The organism is Pandoraea pulmonicola (genome assembly GCF_000815105.2).
In the GTDB taxonomy this organism is placed as follows: domain Bacteria; phylum Pseudomonadota; class Gammaproteobacteria; order Burkholderiales; family Burkholderiaceae; genus Pandoraea; species Pandoraea pulmonicola.
This window is the reverse complement of sequence record NZ_CP010310.2, coordinates 890,097-908,960: the sequence shown is the minus strand read 5'-3', so window position 1 is coordinate 908,960 and position 18,864 is coordinate 890,097. Positions and strand designations below refer to the sequence as shown.

General features: G+C 57.7%; 20 protein-coding genes. 6 read left to right on the top strand and 14 right to left on the bottom strand.

All coding sequences use genetic code 11. The features are described 5' to 3' along the window. Positions 1 to 486: 486 nt before the first annotated feature. From RO07_RS04015 to RO07_RS04005, 3 genes are all read right to left on the bottom strand, one after another. On the bottom strand, positions 487 to 1,299 hold the full coding sequence (locus RO07_RS04015; RefSeq protein WP_160118074.1) for a class I SAM-dependent methyltransferase: 813 nt from the start codon (positions 1,297 to 1,299) through the stop codon (positions 487 to 489). After that, on the bottom strand, positions 1,292 to 2,272 hold the full coding sequence (locus tag RO07_RS04010; protein WP_160118075.1) for a HesA/MoeB/ThiF family protein: 981 nt from the start codon (positions 2,270 to 2,272) through the stop codon (positions 1,292 to 1,294). The genes RO07_RS04015 and RO07_RS04010 overlap by 8 nt, the downstream gene beginning before the upstream one ends. Before the next feature lie 94 nt (positions 2,273 to 2,366). After that, positions 2,367 to 2,705, bottom strand: a complete 339-nt coding sequence (locus RO07_RS04005; RefSeq protein WP_147284560.1) for a hypothetical protein — start codon at positions 2,703 to 2,705, stop codon at positions 2,367 to 2,369. A 130-nt stretch (positions 2,706 to 2,835) separates the two neighbouring features. Between RO07_RS04005 and RO07_RS04000 the strand changes: the two genes are divergently transcribed. From RO07_RS04000 to pip, 4 genes are all read left to right on the top strand, one after another. Next, entirely contained in the window at positions 2,836 to 3,330 is a 495-nt protein-coding gene (locus tag RO07_RS04000; RefSeq protein WP_039408217.1) for a hypothetical protein, read from the top strand. A 12-nt stretch (positions 3,331 to 3,342) separates the two neighbouring features. After that, complete coding sequence (locus tag RO07_RS03995; RefSeq protein ID WP_147284561.1) at positions 3,343 to 4,185, top strand: hypothetical protein; 843 nt, start codon at positions 3,343 to 3,345, stop codon at positions 4,183 to 4,185. Beyond that, complete coding sequence (locus RO07_RS03990) at positions 4,178 to 4,750, top strand: GNAT family N-acetyltransferase (RefSeq protein WP_039408213.1); 573 nt, start codon at positions 4,178 to 4,180, stop codon at positions 4,748 to 4,750. The genes RO07_RS03995 and RO07_RS03990 overlap by 8 nt, the downstream gene beginning before the upstream one ends. A 116-nt stretch (positions 4,751 to 4,866) precedes the next feature. Further along, positions 4,867 to 5,823, top strand: coding sequence for a prolyl aminopeptidase (pip, locus tag RO07_RS03985; RefSeq protein ID WP_039408211.1), 957 nt, complete (start codon positions 4,867 to 4,869; stop codon positions 5,821 to 5,823). Positions 5,824 to 5,917: 94 nt separating this feature from the next. Here the strand turns inward: pip and RO07_RS03980 are convergent, their stop codons facing one another. The 6 genes from RO07_RS03980 to RO07_RS03955 form a co-directional block, all read right to left on the bottom strand. Next, positions 5,918 to 6,655: an amino acid ABC transporter ATP-binding protein gene (locus tag RO07_RS03980; protein WP_072636946.1), complete on the bottom strand. Its 738-nt coding sequence runs from the start codon at positions 6,653 to 6,655 to the stop codon at positions 5,918 to 5,920. Next, a complete protein-coding gene (argH, locus tag RO07_RS03975; protein WP_039408206.1) occupies positions 6,652 to 8,157 on the bottom strand; it encodes an argininosuccinate lyase in 1,506 nt (501 codons plus the stop codon). Before argH ends, RO07_RS03980 begins: the two co-directional genes overlap by 4 nt. A gap of 2 nt (positions 8,158 to 8,159) precedes the next feature. Continuing rightward, positions 8,160 to 8,846 carry an amino acid ABC transporter permease gene (locus RO07_RS03970; protein ID WP_039408204.1) on the bottom strand — a complete coding sequence of 229 codons (687 nt, stop codon included), beginning with the start codon at positions 8,844 to 8,846 and terminating at the stop codon, positions 8,160 to 8,162. A gap of 14 nt (positions 8,847 to 8,860) precedes the next feature. Then, entirely contained in the window at positions 8,861 to 9,526 is a 666-nt protein-coding gene (locus tag RO07_RS03965) for an amino acid ABC transporter permease (protein WP_039408202.1), read from the bottom strand. A gap of 13 nt (positions 9,527 to 9,539) precedes the next feature. Beyond that, entirely contained in the window at positions 9,540 to 10,400 is an 861-nt protein-coding gene (locus tag RO07_RS03960; protein ID WP_039408199.1) for a transporter substrate-binding domain-containing protein, read from the bottom strand. A 286-nt stretch (positions 10,401 to 10,686) separates the two neighbouring features. Beyond that, a complete protein-coding gene (locus tag RO07_RS03955; protein ID WP_039408197.1) occupies positions 10,687 to 11,706 on the bottom strand; it encodes an IS110 family RNA-guided transposase in 1,020 nt (339 codons plus the stop codon). A 384-nt stretch (positions 11,707 to 12,090) separates the two neighbouring features. Between RO07_RS03955 and RO07_RS03950 the strand changes: the two genes are divergently transcribed. After that, a complete protein-coding gene (locus RO07_RS03950; protein WP_039408193.1) occupies positions 12,091 to 12,984 on the top strand; it encodes a LysR substrate-binding domain-containing protein in 894 nt (297 codons plus the stop codon). Positions 12,985 to 13,478: 494 nt separating this feature from the next. Here RO07_RS03950 and RO07_RS25700 read toward each other — a convergent pair whose 3' ends face one another. Then, a complete protein-coding gene (locus tag RO07_RS25700; protein ID WP_218919078.1) occupies positions 13,479 to 14,291 on the bottom strand; it encodes a GIY-YIG nuclease family protein in 813 nt (270 codons plus the stop codon). A gap of 381 nt (positions 14,292 to 14,672) precedes the next feature. On the opposite strand from RO07_RS25700, the gene RO07_RS03940 reads away from it, so the two are divergent. Next, a complete protein-coding gene (locus RO07_RS03940; RefSeq protein WP_052267007.1) occupies positions 14,673 to 15,704 on the top strand; it encodes an IS5 family transposase in 1,032 nt (343 codons plus the stop codon). 300 nt (positions 15,705 to 16,004) lie between these two features. On the opposite strand, the gene RO07_RS03935 is transcribed toward RO07_RS03940, so the two are convergent. From RO07_RS03935 to RO07_RS03925, 4 genes are all read right to left on the bottom strand, one after another. After that, entirely contained in the window at positions 16,005 to 16,475 is a 471-nt protein-coding gene (locus RO07_RS03935; protein WP_039408188.1) for a hypothetical protein, read from the bottom strand. A gap of 545 nt (positions 16,476 to 17,020) precedes the next feature. After that, positions 17,021 to 17,335 (bottom strand): RNase A-like domain-containing protein, encoded by a 315-nt coding sequence (locus RO07_RS26860; protein WP_160118077.1) that lies wholly within the window; start codon positions 17,333 to 17,335, stop codon positions 17,021 to 17,023. Between the two features lie 264 nt (positions 17,336 to 17,599). Continuing rightward, entirely contained in the window at positions 17,600 to 18,076 is a 477-nt protein-coding gene (locus RO07_RS03930) for a hypothetical protein (protein ID WP_039408187.1), read from the bottom strand. A gap of 202 nt (positions 18,077 to 18,278) precedes the next feature. Next, a complete protein-coding gene (locus tag RO07_RS03925) occupies positions 18,279 to 18,734 on the bottom strand; it encodes a hypothetical protein (protein ID WP_072636945.1) in 456 nt (151 codons plus the stop codon). Positions 18,735 to 18,864 lie beyond the last annotated feature (130 nt).

Sequence of the window (18,864 nt, the reverse complement as noted above, 5' to 3'; positions counted from 1 at the left end):
ACGGCTCGTGAGTATCTATCAAACGCCGGTCGATCGAACGCGAATTCAAGCGAAAGGCGTTATCAGTTCTCAATCGTGCCTTTGTTTCAGAAGTTGCGGCCGCCTCAGAAGGAAGAGTGCAGTCTTTCGTCCCCACCGTAGTACAGGGTAGGACAGGGTTGCGACCGTATGGGATGAGAAAAGGAGCGCATTCACTTTGTTGAATAGATCGACTCGCGTACTTAGCATCGCGAGCAGCCAGGCGCAGTGCGCGCCCACGTAGACACGCTCTCCAATGACGAGGGCCATCCCTTCGTTAAGTTCGTATCCTCGCGACAATAGGCTAAGCACAATCGGATGCTGGCTTCGCGCATTCACCAACTGCACATTGCCTAACGCGGCATTTAGCCTCAAACGCAGCACGTAAGCTTTACAGAACGGGCATTCCCCATCGTAAACAATGTAGGCTTTCGGGGTGACAGAGGACGCACTCATCACGCGTACTCTCTAGCTTGGGAGTTGCCAGACCGCAATGTGGCCTAGCAAGTACCGCTTGTTCTCGTTGAAAACGGCACCGACCCTGTCAAGATGCTCCTCAAGTCGACGCAGATCCTCTGCACTGGCACCGGGAAGTCGCTGGCCAATTCCGGAGGCTGCCACGATTCGCCGCCCACTGTCATGCGAAGAGTCCGGTAGTTTGAATTCTTGAAACTGGAGCCGAGTCAGTCTGCCGAACAATGTCTCCCAATCGTGGCGTTTTAGCGGAATTATGGTGTGCCCAGTAACCTCCCGTAGAGCGTTGAGAGTGGACTCCGGCGGGGGCTCCACATAGTGCACGTCGAGCACACCAATACGGCCCCTAGGCACGAGTTGATCAACAACGGCGTCAACCATTTTCACCTTGTCGTCAACGAAGCCAATAACGCATTCCAGGATGGCGAGATCGAATCTCCCGGTTCTTCCTTCGAACCCAGAAAACGCCTCTATGCTCGAATTTGCCCACAGCGGCGGAGAGAGCCCCTCCGCTCCGCAATGAAATTGCATTGCATCCAGCATGCGACGAGAGCGCTCCACGGTTGCTAATGGCACCCCCGCTTTGATTAGTGCGCGAGTGGTCCACCCCGGACCACAACCCACTTCAAGGACGTGGTCGGACTGCTTCAATGCGCATGCATCCAAAAGCAATTGCGTACCCGCTCCTCCTCCTGGGTGAAGTGACCCACCTCCAAGGCACGCCAGAATCTCGAAGTAGGGCAGGCTCAGCAGTGCATCAATGCTGTGGATCCCGTGAAGCGGATCTGGTGCCAGAGCATTATTCATACGGGCGTACGGTGGTGTGAGAACACGACGTCGGTTCAATCCTGACCGTGTCAACCTGGAAGGATGCGGAGGATACCCGGAATTGAACCCCGATACGCTCCTCATACGAGGCCTGCTCTGATAAGTAGCCTATACAGACGTTTGAGCAAATGGATCCTGTCAGGGAGTTGATGGCGAAACCTGACGGATTCCAAGAAGATGCGCGTGTCAATGCGGATTTCTCAACGTGCCGCATCGCGGGCCTCTTATACCGATCCATCAAGCAACTCCAACACGCGGATCCCCTTTGTGGTTGGACCAGCGGTCCAATTACGCCTACCGCTCCCTGATAGCCACTGAGCATGATCGCAACGCCGTCGCAAAGGTGAGGTGAATCATGAAGTACCGTCGATTCGCCACAAATGACGATGAGATCTGCGTCGACGGCCAGATTTGATGCCAAGGACACGTCGTCAAACGTATATGGGATCGGCCGGACTTTCGTTGCCGGGAATCGACGACCAAGCTCACGCGCCACGACATCGACTTTCTTCAATCCTATATCATCAGCACTAAAGAGAAACTGTCGATTCAGATTAGTTGCATCAACTATGTCAGGATCAACGATTGTCAAAGAGCCAACACCATTTGCACAAAGCGCAAATGAGACATTCGTTCCAATGCCACCGACCCCGACGACTAAAACCCTTTTTCGCGATAGAAGCTTAAAGTGCCAGTCGAGATCGTTTGGATATAGATGCGCAAAGGCGGCAATTTCCCGTGACAGCGCCGATCGCGTCGCCAGTAGATCGGAAAGCGCGTCCCGTAACGTTACAAGCCATCCTCGCGTCCGAAGTATGGGCTCCAGAACGGGAAAATATGGATTTTTAGAAAGCGCAGAAACTTGGACCTCGCCGTCAAGTCGCTGGATGAGGTCAAAAGCAAGTCCGCTAGGATCCGGCAATTGAATAACATCGCCCTCCTGGTCGAGCAAAACCAGGTCCTCGCTATCGCGAAGGACCTGAATTCCAGGGCGAAGCCATAAGAACCAATCCCTCTCCACAGTGGACGGCTCGCAGTCAACGAAACTAGTTGACCATGTCGCCGGCCAGTCTCTCAATATTGTACGTCGTGATTTTCAACTGATCGGTTTGCACGCCAGCTTTCGCCAACTGTGCCTTCTGCTCCGGGGTCAGCTCGATGACGACTCGCTTCCAGGTTTTTGGCGTTTTCACCTGCACATTGCTTGGTTTTTTGACGGTCCCGATGTTGACGTTTGGCGCTAACTCCGGAGCTTTTACAGGTTGCGCGTTGGCATCAAAAACACCCCCCACGCTCATTACGCTTGCCCCGGACAGTATTAGCAAAGCTTGCTTTAAGCCTGAAGTACCAATATTTTTTGCGGACGCGCTAGTGCTTTTAGGCATATTTCTTCTCCTTGGAGGATGACTGTTCACTACTTTTAACGCCCAGCAAAGAACAACGTAGTATATTCGGCAAGAATTAGCAAGCGACACTCGCGGCACGTGGGCAGAATCGCCCGCGGAGGGGCACCATATGAGCAAGTTGTCCAAAACGCTATTTTTGTCGTGCGTCATTCTCATGGCGTCAATACAGGTCTCCGCAACCCTTTTAATTTGGACCGCCTGGCCAATTACCTCATTCGACGTTTTCGGCCGTGCGCCAAAAGAGATCTGGATACTCAAAGCGGTGATCACGAACGACCAGGGCGACGAAGAAGCGGTTGACCCTGGGCAAACACTTCCTGTTGAGTTCTTCAAGGCACGTTCGATATACGCGCGTACCTTTTTGGGAGCAGCGTCGCCGGCGGAAAGAGATGGATTTGCCCGACGTCTTCTTGGTCGTCTCAACAAACCTAACTGGGTTGGCGTAGATGAGACGTTTCCCCCGTTGAATATCGCAAAGCCGACTGGTTTGCGTGTGGAGGCGTGGGAACTCGACGCTGACCACTTGGACAGTGGCGGCGAGCTTGCCATCTTGAGGCGCCGCCTGATTTATCAGTTGCTCCCACAACCGGCATCCCCAAATTAGCGAGGCATCGAAGTGATTTCGAGAATATTCGATCACCCGTTCTCCATCTTAGGGGCTGAACGCTGCCTCGTCGCTACTCGAGTAAGCGTCGCGATAACGGTAGCGGTTTGGGTAATATTCGGGCCTTTTTCAGCCTTCTACCCGGAAGAGGAGGCGTTGCTCTATCAGCCAAGTGGTCTTGCCACTTTGATTCCTCCTCTTGGACACGTTTCCTTCGTGGCATTGAGGCTGGCAGTGGTTGCTGGTTGTCTCGGGATGTGCTGGCGGCGAACTGAGTTGGTAGCAACGTGGCTGACGGCGATGGCTTTTGCCGTGTTGAACGGATATGTCTCAGGATTCAGTTCCATCTGGAACTACAATACTCACCTGAACATCTTTCTTGTCGCGCTTTCCTTTTCGCCTGCTCGTAGCACCACGAGTCAACGCTCCGACGAGGTTAGATCGTCAATTGTGTTCTTCATGCGACTGCAGGTCGCCATAATCTATTTGCAGGCAGGCTTGGCTAAGCTGGTCCTTGGCGGACTTAATTGGCCGTCAAGAGCGCCCTTCATTCATTTGGTTTTGCAAGGTAGTTGGGCTTCTTCATGGTTCACCAGTTATCCCCAACTGATAGAGATGGGCGGAGTATTGGTCATCGCGATCGAACTTTCTCTGCCGGTACTCTTAATGTGCAGGCGAACGCGAAGAGCTGCTGCGTTGGTCGCCATAGGGTTACATTCCGTGTTTTTTGTAACCTTGGGGATTTCTTTCTGGCATCTTTGGGTCCTCTTCCCGGCGCTGTTTCTGCTCGACTCCGCCCAAAGCCGAACTCACTCTGGACTCATAACTCAGTACGCTACCAATCGATATGACTGATTTGGCGCTAGCATCAACATTGAATCGCCTTCCTGAGACACTCGAGAGTCCTCGCTTACTGATTCGGGTTGCGCGGCCTGGAGACGGTGCGGTCATGAATGAGGCGGTAGCGGAGTCAGCCGCAGAGTTGGGCGCGTGGTTACCTTGGGCCCGACCAACCCCCACGTTACTAGAGTCAGAACGCGCTTGCCGCGCAGCCTACGCGCGCTATCTGCTTAATGAAGACCTGATGGTGCTTTTTTTTCTCAGAGATTCAGGAGCGCTCATTGGTGGCGGGGGATTGCATCGCATTGACTGGGAGCTTCGGCACTTCGAAATTGGGTACTGGGGACGAACGAAGTACTCAGGGCAAGGGCTAATCACCGAAGCTGTGGCTGCGCTGGCGAGCTTGGCTCTGAAGGATCTAGCGGCGTCCCGCGTTTATTTGACGGTGGACACCCGCAATACGAAGAGTTGTCGAGTTGCCGAGCTTGCAGGGTTCGAGCTTGAGGGCGTGCTCCGGAATGAGCGGTTTGACGTGTTCGGTAGATTCAGGGATACCAAGGTATTTTCCCGACTGGTATGAATAGTGTAGGTTCAGTTGATCCCGCTCGTCGAGAATACAATCGGTGATTGAAACTACTCAGCGGAGAACTTCATACGCTTAGTCGTCCGATCTGACGAGTGACGGGAGGAATCCATATGAACGACACCCGACTTTATGCGCCGACGGAGCCGATAGCATCGGGCCTGCTGAACGTTGACGGGAAAAATGAAATCTATTGGGAAGCGTCGGGAAACCCGAAAGGCAAGCCCGCGCTTTACCTGCACGGCGGCCCTGGAAGCGGGCTGGATTCGGGCAGTTATCGCCGGATGTTCGATCCCCAGAGCTACTACCTGATTGGCATCGAGCAGAGAGGCTGCGGCCGCAGCCGACCTCTGGCGACGGCCGATCTCGACAACCTGCCCGACAACAACACACAGACGCTCATCAGCGATATCGAGAACATCCGGCGTCACCTTGGCATCGAGTCGTGGCTGGTGTCGGGGCTCTCCTGGGGAGCCTCGCTGGCGCTCGCGCTTGCGCAAAGCCATCCCGATCATGTGTCCGCACTCGTCTTGATGGCCGTGACGACCACGAGCCGATCGGAGGTGGACTGGCTCACGGAAGGCGTTGGGCGCATATTTCCCGAGGCGTGGGAGGCCTTCCGACTTGGCGCCCGCGCGCATCCCGGAGAGAGATTGGTCGAAGCCTATGCACGCCGATTGGCCTCACCCGATCGACAAGTCCGCCTGGAGGCCGCACGTTCCTGGAACGAATGGGAATCGACGCACATCTCGCTCGATCCGAATTTCACCCCGATCGCCGAGCGTTTCGACGCCGAGCAAGCCTCGGTCTTCGCAACGCTCGTCACACACTACTGGGCGAACGACGGCTTCCTGAGCGGCGACGCGACCATCCTCGAACGGATGCCGTTGATCGCAGACATGCCCGCCGTATTGATCCATGGACGCCGCGATTTCAGTTGCCCACCGATCACGCCGTGGCAGTTGCATCAAGTCTGGCCCGCCAGCCGGCTGGTCATCGTTGAAGAAGAGGGGCATGGAGGCCCCGAGTGCAGAGCACGCATGCGAGCGGCGCTCGACGCATTCCGATGACCCGCCCTTGTACACCCCGCCGCCAGAGCCACTTATACCGACCGGCATTCTGAGACGATGCGCTGCATTCGTTCAAACGTCTTCTCGTCCCCCCTCACCGCAACACACTACTCAAGAACTGCCGCGTTCTCGCCTCGCGCGGCGCGCCGAATATCTCCTCGGGCGAGCCGCTCTCGACGATGCGGCCGTGATCGAAGAACACCACGCGATCGGCCACCTCGCGCGCGAAGCCCATCTCGTGCGTGACGACGATCATCGTCATCCCGTCGCGCGCCAGATCCCGCATCACCGCGAGTACCTCGCCCACCGTCTCCGGGTCAAGCGCCGACGTCGGTTCGTCGAACAGCATGAGCTTCGGCTTCATCGCCAGCGCACGCACGATCGCCACGCGCTGCTGCTGCCCGCCCGAGAGCGACGCAGGATAAGCGTTCGCCTTGTGCGCCAGCCCTACCCGCTCGAGCAACGCATGTGCGGTGCGCTCGGCCTCCGCGAGCTTCATGCGCCCGAGCTTGACCGGGGCCAGCGTAATGTTGCGCAAGATGCTCAGGTGAGGGAACAGCGTGTAATCCTGAAACACCATGCCCACGTCCTCGCGCAACTTCGCCATGGCCCGATGATCGCGCACGTCGGTCGCCGCACTGCCCAACGTGACGGTGCCGTCGGTGGGTGTCTCCAGGCTATTCAGGCATCGAATCAGCGTCGATTTGCCCGAACCGCTCGGCCCGATCACCACCACGACTTCCCCCGGGAAGACATCGAGGTCGACGCCGTTGACGACCTGATGCGGACCGAAGTGCTTTCGCAGACCGCGAATCGAGAGCAGCGCGCTCATTGGCGCCCCGCCAGGGCTTGCGTGGCCTCCTGCAACTCACGCTGTGCAGCGGCCAGTCGCTCATGCCACTGCGCGAGACTCGCACGCGTCGTCTCCAGTCGCGCCAGCGCGGCGTGCACGTGCGCGCGCAGCGTGTCCGGACTCGGACTGCCGGCCGATGCGCGCGCCGCCACGTTGCTCACCGGGTCGAGACACGCGCGCACCGCATCGGCGTCGATGCCCAGCGGTGCGCCCAGTTGTTCGCGGGCGGCTGCCTCGACCATCTGCGCGTCGATCCGGTCCGCCGGCACGCCCCGGTCCATCGCGTCTCGCACCACCGCGCCCACCACGTGGTGCGCCGCGCGGAACGACAGGTCATGCTCGCGCACCATGTGATCGGCCAACGCGGTGGCCGTGGAGAAGTCTTCCGCGGCCAGACGCCCCGCACGCCCCTCCACCGGCCGGGCCGTGCGCACGACGAGGTCGAGCAGGTTCAAGCAGCGGATCGTCTCGCGCGCCGCATCCCAGAAGCCCTGCGTGCCCTCGCGGTTGGCATCGCCGGTGTGGGTGAAGTTAGTGCCCTTGATCGCCATGGAGCACGCCATCAGCGCCGCCACGATCTGGCCGGTGCGCCCCTTCAGGTATTCGAGCACGACCGGGTTCTTCTTCTGCGGCATGATGCTCGACGTCGTCGCCACGCTGTCGGGGAACTCGATCATGCCGAACTCGTGTGTCGTCCACACGAAATAGTCCTGCGCCACCCGGCTCCACAGCACCGCCAGCAGACTCAGATCCGCAATGCTCTCGAGCACAAAATCGCGGGAGCCCACCGCGTCGAGCGCGTTGTCGACGAACGTGTCGAAACCGAGCAGTTCGGCGGTGCGCTGACGGTCGATCGCAAACGGCGTGCCGGCGAACGCCGCGGCGCCCAGCGGGCAGACGTTCATATGCGAGAGCGTGTCCATCAGACGGCGGGTGTCGCGCTCGAGCGCCTGCGCCACGCCGGCCAGATAGAAGCCGTAGGTCATGGGCTGCGCCGGCTGCAGATGCGTGTAGCCTGGCATGACGACTTCCGCATGACGCTGCGCCTGCTCCAGCGCACTCGCGCGCACACGCAACAGCGCTTCGATGAGTTCGATCAGCGTGGCGCGTCCGCGGAGACGGTCGAGCGTCGCGAGAATGTCGTTGCGGCTGCGGCCGGTGTGCATGCGCCCGCCGACATCGGCGCCGACCTGATCCATCAGGTGCGCCTCGTAGTTGAAATAGGCGTCTTCACGGCTGGGGTCGAGCGGCACGGCGCCCGGGCCCGCCGCTTCCATGGCGAGAATGCCACGAGCGAGCGCCGAGGCGTGTTCCGGGCGGATCAGGCCCTGCTCGGCGAGCATCACCACGTGCGCCTTGTTGATATCGCCAAGCGGCGCGAACGTTTCTTCGAAGCCGGCCAGACGAGGTTTGAAAATGATGTCGTTGACTTCCGGCGCGGCGGACTCGGTGAGCCGGCGACTGACTTTCGAGATGGACATGTTCAACCCTGTTGAGTGAGCGGGCGAACGCGCTCGCGTTGCAAGCGGCGTTCAAGGTAGCGGGACAGCGCGCTGAGCGCCGAGCAGATGACGAAATAGACGATGAGCACGAGCCCGTAGACTTCGAAGGCGGGGTTGCGGCCCTGCATGATGGTCGCGCGCTCGATGATGTTCTGATTGACCTTGAGGAACTCGCTCACGCCGATGAGCGCACCGAGCGAGGTCGACTGCACGAGCAAGGTGAGCAGCCCCGTGTACGCGGGCAGAATGGCGCCGACCGACTGCGGGCCGATCACGTAACGATAGATCTGCCAGCGGCGCAGGCCCAACGCGGCCGCGCTCTTCCATTGGTGCGGCGGAACCGACGCGATGCCGCCCGAGACCACGACCGTACCGTTGGCGCCTCCCCACAGCGACAGGCCCACCGTGGCTGCAACGAAGGGGCTCAGGTCGAGCCCGAACATCGGCGCCACGAAGAACACGCAGAACACGTTCACGATCAGGGGAATCGAGCGAAACAGTTCCACATAGCCGTGGACGGCGAGCTTGAGCCAGCGGTTCGGCAGCGTGGCGAGCACACCGAGCACGAGCGAGATCACCGTGGTGCAGGCGAGTACGGCGCCGGCGAGGGCCAGCGTCATGCGCAGCCCCTTGGCGATGACGAGCCAGTTTTCGAGAATGACATGCATGGTCGGCAATCGCCTCAATGAGTTCGGAACGGACGTTGCAACCAGGCCGAGAGCCGGTGCGCGAGCAGTGCGAGCACGGCCACCATGCCGAGGTACAGCACGAGAATCGCGCCGAACATCTCGAGCGGCCGGAAGTCCGTGGCAATGCGGTCCACCGCGACGAACGTCAGTTCCATAAGGCCGATGGCCTGCAGATACGACGAATTCTTGAGCAGCGAAATCGCCGTGTTGAGCATGCCGGGCAATGCATGGCGCAAGGCGATCGGCAGCGCGATCAGCGTGAAGTAGTGCCACGGTCGCAGCGACAGCGCATGACACGACTCGTACATGCGACGCCCCACGCTGGCCATGCCACCACGCAGGTTCTCGATCTGATAGGCGCCGGCCCACAGCGACAGGCACAGCACACCCGAGGCGAACAGCGACAGTCCGACACCGATCGCCGGCAGGCCGTAGAAGATGAAGAACAGTTGCACGAGAATCGGCGTGTTGCGCATCAGTTCCACGTAGCCGGTCACGAGTTGCGAGAGCACAGGTACGCGGAAGATGCGGATGGCACAGCCGACCACGCCGATCAGCGCGGAGCAGGCGATGGCGATGACCGACACCTGCAGTGTCATGAGTGCGCCTCGCCATAGCGCGGGCCATTGCGCGAGAAGATAAGCGACGTCGAAATCCATGAGCGTCGCCCGCTTACAGCGTTTCCTTCGGACGTCCCTGCTGGAACACTGCGAGGTAGTAGCTGCGGATCGATTCGGGCACGTTCAGCTTGACCCATTGCACGAAGCGGCCTTCGTAGCGCATGCGCGTGATCGCCGCCGACAGATAGTCGCGCCATGCGGCCTCGTTCTTGCGCACGCCGATGGCCGCATCGGAAATCTGGAAATACTGGCCCAGCAGCTTGGCGCCCGGGTCCTGCGCGGCCGCGACCACGAGCGTTGCGGCGTCGTGCGTATAGGCGTCGGCGCGTCCCTGACGGAAGGTCTGCATCGCGTCGGCGGCCGTGTTCAGGCGCAGCATCTTGACCTCGGGCATGTGGTCCTCGAACCACTTGGCCTGCACGGAGCCCTTCAGCGCGACGAGCGTCTTGCCCTTGAGATCGGCCAGCTTGTTGATGCCGCTATCGCGACGCACCACGACGTCGCTGGCGCCCCAGCGGTACGGCTGCGTGAAGTCGATCACGCGGGAGCGCTCGGGCGACACGCCCAGCGTGGCGATGAGCAGATCGACCTTGCGACCGAGCAGTTGCGGCACACGGTTCTCCGCCGTCACACACGTGAACACGGCCTTGTCCTTCGAGCCGAGCGCCCATTCGGCGATCTGGCGCCCCATCTCGACTTCCACGCCGGCAAATGCGCCGCTGCCGTCCTGATAGCCGTAGGGCGGCTGGTCGCAGCGCACGCCCACGTGCAACTGTCCCTGCGCCTTGATGTCCGCCGGCAGCGGCGGCATGTCGCCCGGCGCGGCGAGAGCGGATCGGGCGCCTGCCCCCACCGTGACGATCACGGCGAAGACGGCGGTGGCGGCAACGAACGAACGGCGCAAGCTTGGCATCGATGACTATATGAACGCGTCCCGTTTGCAGCAGTTTTCTTGTGTTCCGACGGACAGGATGGGCTGCAGCTCTATATCCGGCCTTGATGCAGCTGGTACTGCCGCTGCGGGCCCCTATGAAATTCGCTGACTCGCGCCTCATTCTCCTGGCGAGCTCAAGGCTCTTGCACCGATTCAGGCTTAGCGAGTCCCGGTCCTACCTGGCTTGTCATCACACTTGATTGCTGCGCAACCTTTCGACGTTCACCCTGTGTTAAACATTGATCGTCTACCTCGCGCGGGCCGTTCAGGCTGGCTTCACGCTCACGTAGTCCTTCCGATACGGCCGATCATGGGCCAGCACCGCCCAGATCGTCCGTGCCGTCTTGTTGGCCAGTGCGACGATCACCACATTCGCCGGCCGTCGCTTCTTCATCTGCTCGACCCACGGACCCGGTTCCTTCGCATGGCTCAACACGCTTCGCGCACCGTGAATCAGCAGCGTGCGCAGATAGGTGTCGCCCCTCTTGCTGATCCCGTGCAAGTTCACCTTGCCGCCCGAGCCCGTCTGCTTCGGTACCAGACCCGCCCACGCGGCGAATTCGCGTCCGGAGCGAAACGCCTTCGCGTCGCCCATCATCGCCACTGCCGCCGTCGCCGTGAGCAATCCCACGCCGGGTATCTCGCTGATCGCCTTTACCGCCTTGTCTTCCTTCTTCCATTCGAGCATCCGGCGTTCGATCTCGGCAATCTGCTCGTCGAGCCGCGCCAGCCCGCTCCACTGCTCGCGCAACGTATCGATCAACGCTCCCGGCAGGCGCTCCGCGAGCCGACCAAGCGCAATGGCTATTTCCTGGTCCAGCTTCGCCCGGCCACGGCTCATCACCTCGCCGTATTCCGTTAGCAGGCCGCGCAGTCCGTTCATCTGCATCGTGCGGAATTTCACCAACTGCTCGCGCATCCGGTGCAGCGCCAGCATCGCCTGCTGCATTTCCGTCTTCACCGCCACCGGCTTGCTCGGCTGCTGTACCGCCAGCCAAATCGCCCGGGCATCCGCCGCGTCGTTCTTGTTGCGGATGTTGAACGCCTTCACGAACTCCGCCGGCATCAATCTGACCTCGTGCCCCATCTTTGCGAGTTGCCGAGCCCAGTGGTGCGCACCGCCGCACGCCTCCATGCCGATCAGGCTCGGCGCTCTGTTCGCGAAGTGCTCCAGAAACTTTGCCCGCTTGATCGGCTTGTTCACAATCTCTCCGGTGTGCTGATCGACGTAATGCACCTGGAAAACCTGCTTGGCGATGTCGACGCCTACGGCCATACTGTTCATCGTGGATCCTCCGGTTGCCGGGAAATGCGTGCATTTTCCACCTGGGCACTTCGATGCCGTTGGCCCGTGAGGATTCACCTCCTTCCTCTGCTCTCACCGTTTCGGGTGGGACGCGTTCATTTCATTCTCCTGAAGCGGTGTACGACACGTAGGCGACTGCGCGGTGGCGGGCGGCGGATGCGTCGCCCCTCACCGCACGGACGGGATGGCGACGACTGTAGCCGGGCTGAAACATTCTTAAAAATCACAATACAATACGAGTCCATACATTTTTGATATACCCCATGGCGCGCCATATGTGCGCGTCCGGGCGCGTGCGGGTTCACTCAGGCACCTTCAGGGACAGGAAGGGCGGCGCGATGGGGCTGGAGGAGAGCCAGGACGATGAAGTTCAAGCAAGTGGAAGCGTTTCGCGCGGTCATCCAGACGGGCTCGATGACGGCGGCGGCCGATGCACTGCATACCTCGCAGCCCAACATCAGCCGGTTGATCGGGCAGTTGGAGGACAGTGCGGGGTTTCGGCTGTTCGAGCGCCTCAACGGTCGTCTGCAACTGACCGACGAGGGCGCGGAGCTCTTTCGCGACGTCGAGCGTGCGTTCGTGAGTCTGAAAAGCCTGGAGGACTCGGCCGAACAGATTCGCCGCTCAGGCACCGGACGGCTGCGTGTGGGCGCCGTGCCGTCGATCGCGCTCACTCAGATGCCCGAAGTGATAGGGCGGTTTCGCGAAGCGCACCCTGGCGTTGCCGTCTCACTCCTGACCAACGACTCGCCGCGTGTGGCGCACTGGGTGGCGTCGCAATTCTGCGATCTGGGCGTGGTGTCCTACGTGAGCCGCGACGTCTCCGGCATCGAGGCGACGAAGATCTGCGAGGTCCCGGGCGTGTGCGCGTTCCCGGCCGGGCATCGGCTGGGTGCGTTCGAGGTTGTGGGGCCGGCCGATCTGGAGCACGAGTCGTTCATCGCGCTATCGCTGGTCGATGGCACACGCATGAAGATCGACCAGCGGTTTCGAGAAGCCGGCGTGGAGCTTCGGCACAAGGAACTGGAAACACCGTACGAAGCGACCGTCTGTGCGTTGGTTGCCGGCGGGCTTGGTGTGAGCGTGGTGAGCCGGGCGGCCGCGCAGGCGTATCAGGGACGCGGTCTCGACTATCGTCCGTTCGCGCCCGACGTGCCGTTCGCGACGCATCTGCTGCGCCCCTCGCGAGGCACGCAAAGCCTGCTCGCCCAGCGCTTCGCGGCGACGTTGCGGGAGGTGGTGGGGCCGAGGTCGTAATGCGTGCTGGGGAACCGTCGCCAACAACATCCCACCACAATGCCCTTAGGCCGCTGTTGAGCAGGTGAACAGGTAACCTGGCGACGATCTGTGCCTGTGTCACAGGCGATTCAACCGCGACGGCAGGCCTTGCTGGCAAGGAAGCGAGCACCGCCACGACAAGTGCTTCTTTTTTCTTTTTGGTACGTGGACGTACCGTTACCCAGAACGGAAAAAAGAGCCGTTTTTTTATCCCTTGGTTAATAACGCTATACCCGTTCGAGATGAGATTCGATTTAAACTGGTCGGCAGTAACGTTCGTCTGCACGTTGGGATATTGGCTTCCGAGTCTTGTAATCGACGTATCGCATGTGGAGGTTGGCCCTGCTGTCACGCTGTTTGTAGCAATACAGGTCGTCGCCGGCACAGGCGAAACTGTCCTGGGCGTACCAAACTTTCATGTGCGTCGAGAAGCGGCTCCGCTCCACTGAGACGAAAACGTGACGTCATATCGGTCACTCATCTTCAACCAGATCAAATTTTGGAACTTCGAAGACATCACCGACCGCCCCTTTCTGCAGGCGATCATAACCTTTCCCCTCAACAAAAAATGCGTTACTACGAAGGTGTTCTTTAAAGCTATTACGTGCCAACTGAAGCTCACTTCCCCGTTCGTATGCATCGGCGAGATTCTTCGTTAACTGTACGTAAACTGTCTCTGGCCCCAAATCCTCCACGGCATAAGCAGGGGCCGACAAAAGGCGGTCCTTTCCAAAAATCCGGACATAAGGAGGACCCAATACTGTTGCCCAAAATATATCCGGGAGCCAGTGCCTCAGAAGATGGGTCACAACCATAAGCCGGTCACCATACGGGGCCGAACCGCTTTCAACAGAGAATTCTGTATATTCTGGGGTCAACACATCAAAAAAAGCGATGTCTGCACTAAAAACAGTGCTCGCATTCTTTATGTACGAAACGAGAGATGCTTGCTCGATCTGCTTCAGCTCTACGGTGAACCCAATCCTGGCATGCGTATCACTTACCGCAGGCGACTTACTTCTCCATCGAACGGCAAAGCTTCCTTCGGACTTAGGGAGCTTTTTTCTTTGCCAGTAAACGGTCTCCGAAATTCCGCTTCCAGGAATTAGATCCCTCAAATTATTTCGATCGAAGTCACAATCAAGTGGCTCCCACCACCCCCATTTTTCCGGAGTTATTTCTGGAAGCTCGTCGCAAAAAAGCTGCACTGCGCTCAAAAAATCCGATGGCTTCGTGAGCGTCATTGGACTCAACAAATTTACGCTTACAGGAATCTTAAATTTCACGTATCACCTGCTATTTAGAAATCCATGACTTGAACGTCCCAGAGCTAGGATCATAGACTCGAATAGATCCACCCGAATTACTTATCAACTCCCTCAACGGCTGGGATATTCTCTGCGTATTTGGACTCACGACAAGCTGAATCGGCTTCCCTGTCTCGAAATATCCTCTAAATTGATTAGAATTCGATATATTTACAACGTCCTTGATTTCGATAATCGTCGAATCATTCACCCATCCCGGATAACTGTTACCACATTGGGCGTTGTTGCATTAATCGGACGGACACGCGGCCGGCTGACGTTTACGCAGAACAGCCGGTCCAGCGCCCCTGTTAACAATTCGCGTTCCTGCGTAGATTCTCGATTTTTGGCTTCGAGAAGATGCGCAGGGACACAAGCAAGAAGTGCGAGCCGAAGACGCGCTATCGTGTCAGGAACTGGTCTGCCTACAACGCCGGCCTGATCAACCGAGGTAACGTCACGATGTGGATCGATGACGCCGCCCTTGCCGACATACCGGACGCCGAGCCAACCCGCGGCCGTCCGCGTCTGTACAGCGCCGCGCTGATCCAGGCCCTGCTGGGCATCAAGACAGTGTACCGCCTGCCGCTGCGCGCGCTGCAAGGCTTCGCGCAAAGCCTGCGCGAGCTGGCTTTCGCCACCTTGTCCGTGCCGAACTACACGACGCTCTGCCGCCGTGCGCAAACGCTTGAGGTCCAACTGCCGATCGTTGGCGATGGCGAGCCGATCCATCTGGTGGTCGACAGCACCGGCGTGAAGGTCTACGGCGAGGGCGAATGGAAGGTGCGCCAGCATGGCTATTCGAAGCGTCGCACGTGGCGCAAGGTGCATCTCGGGCTCGACGCGAATACGGGTCAGGTGCGTGCCGCGTTGATGACGCATCAGGATGTCGCCGACGGCGACGTCCTGGCCGAACTGCTGGACCAGATACCGGACGACGAACGACTCGATGTCATCGGCGGTGATGGCGCCTACGACACCAAGCCATGCCATGCCGCGATCGCCGCGCGCGGCGCAACGTCCTCGATTCCGCCATGCGAAGGCGCTGCTCATTGGCCCGCGAACACATCCGGCGCGACGTGGCGCAACGACGCGGTCGATGCGATCGCCCGCGTCGGTCGCCGCGAATGGAAGAAGGACAGCGGGTACCACCGGCGCTCGCTCGCGGAAAACGTGATGTATCGCTTCAAGACGCTCACGGGTAACTGCTTGTGGGCACGACGCACCGAATCGCAGGCAACCAAGGTTGCCATCCGAGTGGGCGTGCTGAACCGCATGGCGGACATCGCACGTCCGCAATCCGTCCGCATTGCCCAACGCCGTAAACATGGGAGTTACTTCGTCCTCAGACTCGATTTATGCAACAACGCCATACAGATGGATCCCTGTTAACAGCAGATGCAGGTGGCTCCGCAAAAATCTGGCGCACCTGCTCCATCAGCATCAGTGCTTCACCGAGTTCTCTCTGCCGCGAATAGCGGCGATATAGACAATTCGTTAACAGCCCCCCGCTCCGGTCGGTCCTTTTCCACATAGGCCTTCAAGCATTCGAAGAAGAGCACCACGTCTTGCGACAGCAACTCGTCTGCATCATTGGTCACCGCATTGCCAGCCGTTCCACTAACGTAACTCGAGTCCACTCCGGCCAGATAGTCTACGAAGCGAATTAGTAGGAAGGCGCCAGCAATCGATTCACGACATCGGGATGCGTTCGTACCGTTCGATCGGAAACTCGGGATCGAACGGTCCCAAGTACCCTGCGACCCTTACGGCCAAGGTATACGGATAGACACCAGCAACGACTAATAGTACGGAGCCATCCCTACCTCCGAGCATGAATCCGGACTCACAGATAACCCCATCGTCCCTTAGCACCAACTTCTCAACGAAAGCCGGCGCGCTTAGATCGCTATCCAGCGAAACGAACGTTTTATTTTCTGCACGCCGACCCACTTGTGCAAACTCCAATATGCCGTATTCAACCCTTTCATCCGTGTCATGCATCTTGCATGTCACCTCGATTCCGGTTGCGTCTGCGTGCCATAAAGTAACTGAGACCGGCTTGCCATGACTCGCAAACTCGAACGAAATATCCTTGAAACCTTTATCGAATTCATCACCAAGCGCACCAATTTGATACAGGGCGAAATTCAAGTACTTCAAAGCAGCCTCCTTAATAGTGCAACGTTTCGTGCGGCTTGGAGCCGTTAGCGGGAATGTCGATACGCGCACCACTACCGTTCTTTCCAAGACGGCAGGTAACACCGTTGGTTCCAATCAAAGTCCCCGGCGGACAATAACCGTCAGCCTCGATGATCACATTCCGCTGCGGATTCCTCTCTCGGCCCCCAATAGGCTGCTGCCAAATTTGCCTCCACATTTAGATACATTATTTCGCAGCTTTACCATTTCCCTTTCGACGGCCCGGTAACTGGGTCAAAGCTCGGTGGCAACCAAAGCTCGGCCGACGACCATTCTGTAGGGTAGTAATAGCAGGAGCTCAAATCTCCAAGAACGAGTTTCTGCAACTCCCTCTGGCAGTTTCATCGCCAGAATCGCCCACACTTCATCCCTTGCCGTCAACACTTAATCGCGCACGCCGTGCTCCAAGAACGCACGAATCGCGTCATCCGCCGTACCGAACGCTAAATCAAGATCTTGGTTAAGGTACGTCGAAAACATGTTCTTAACTTTCGGGAATTTTTGCGTTATTGGCGTGGGTACCCCGTCACAATTCTGTAGCCCGTTGACTTTCTAGAATTCTTCGTAATCAGGACTCTGACGTTATTGATCGAAGCGGCGCTTGTCGCATCGCGACTGAGGCTGGTACCAACCGGTGTTGGCGACGTGTACTCAATCGCCAAATAGCCGCTTGAATTTCCCAACAGATAGCTCCGAATCGACGACGTGTTCGAATTCACTACTGCGGAGACCGTAGTCTCCTCGGTTGCGCGATCAGTGAACGTGGAAGCCGATGACACGTTCCACGTTGCCAAGCGATTCGCGAGATCCGCTTCTGGCATGCCCACGTGCCGCGCAAATGACCGCCTGCATATTCATGCTCAACGTTCACGTTGCCCCCATTGCCGTAGGTCACCGCTTTGGTAATCGAGCCGTCGCCGTTCTCTGAATAGGTGGAGCTTGCCGCGTCACTGTATAGTGGCATCGCGCAGCAGCAGACTTAGTACCGCACTTACCGTCGCGCCGGCGGCACCGTCTCTCCCTTATGAATCACTAATAGTGGACAGAAATTCTCACAGGTTGATCGACAGAGTATTCTCTAAAACTCAAACGCGTGGAGGCCGCTCTGTCCCGATGCGCCTAACGACCTCACTCACTTGCTGTCGAAGGCGTTGCGGCAACCAGCCTTGCTTCAGCAAATCAAACAGGCTTTTACTCAATTTTTCCGCGAGAATTGGCTCGGCGTTGATCCACTCGATTGCTCTCGAAGGCCAGTAATCCGAAACTGACTTCTCACACGCAAATTTTAGAAGTAGTGTTTCTGGGAAGGTCTGAATCATGCCCGCAATCTCGGGCCGCAATCTACCTACTCGCTCAAAATATTCGATGAAGCCCCGCCTGCTTACTTCCAACAATGGTAAGAGAGGCATCATATCCTCGAAATCCAAAGGCGATCTCACTACATCCCCGAGGCCTAAGCACCAAACGTTTTTGTTAATAATTCCTATTTTTAATTTACCAATTTTCACAAACCAAAAGATGGAATCCTCCTCAAGTGGAGGAAACAAGAGTTCGACTTTCATTTGCTTTTACATGGTTTATGACTGACCGGCACTCCGACTCGATCCGAAAGCCAATGTCGAAATTGCTCCTCAATTTGAGGAATCCAATTCTGTCCATAGTGCCCGCTGTTCTCCGCGGTAACGACTGAACCGTCTGGTGCACGACTAAACGCCCTCCGACTGAAAACCATCCCCGAGGGCAATCAGCAAATCATGGAGAATCTCAGAACTTATCTCGTTCCGGAAGCCACCCCTCCTCAATTCTCTCCACCAATAGCGTATCATTCCAAGCTTGCCGTATCGGCAACTTTCTCTGTTCTTCGGTTATCTCTCCAACCATCCATTCCTTTTCCCCGCTCCAAAACCACCACGTCTCCACTCGTTTCGTTGATGGATCAACAATACCTGCGCGAAAAACTGGTGTTTCCATTGCATGAATTGGAACTTGGATATTCTGTATTTTTTTTACGATTCCGAGTTTTTCTGCCGCACCAACAGGAAAAAACACCCAGAAATTTGTTTCACGACTTACAAGATCAGATAGATCACCAGGAACCCTATCAAAAATTCCAGGCAATACTCTAATCATAGTTCCCATCGGAGGTAATTTTTTCACATATTGAAAAAATGCATACCCCTTCGAGGTGGATATTGAAAAAACATCTCCAGACTTAATCATCGCTTGAATTCAGGATATTTTATTGATTTAAGCATTTTAATTCCCGTTTTTAGCGAATCCACACATTTCGCATTTTTTCGAAATGCCATTTACCTAATAAAGAGCCAAATTTTTCACCAATCCATTTGAC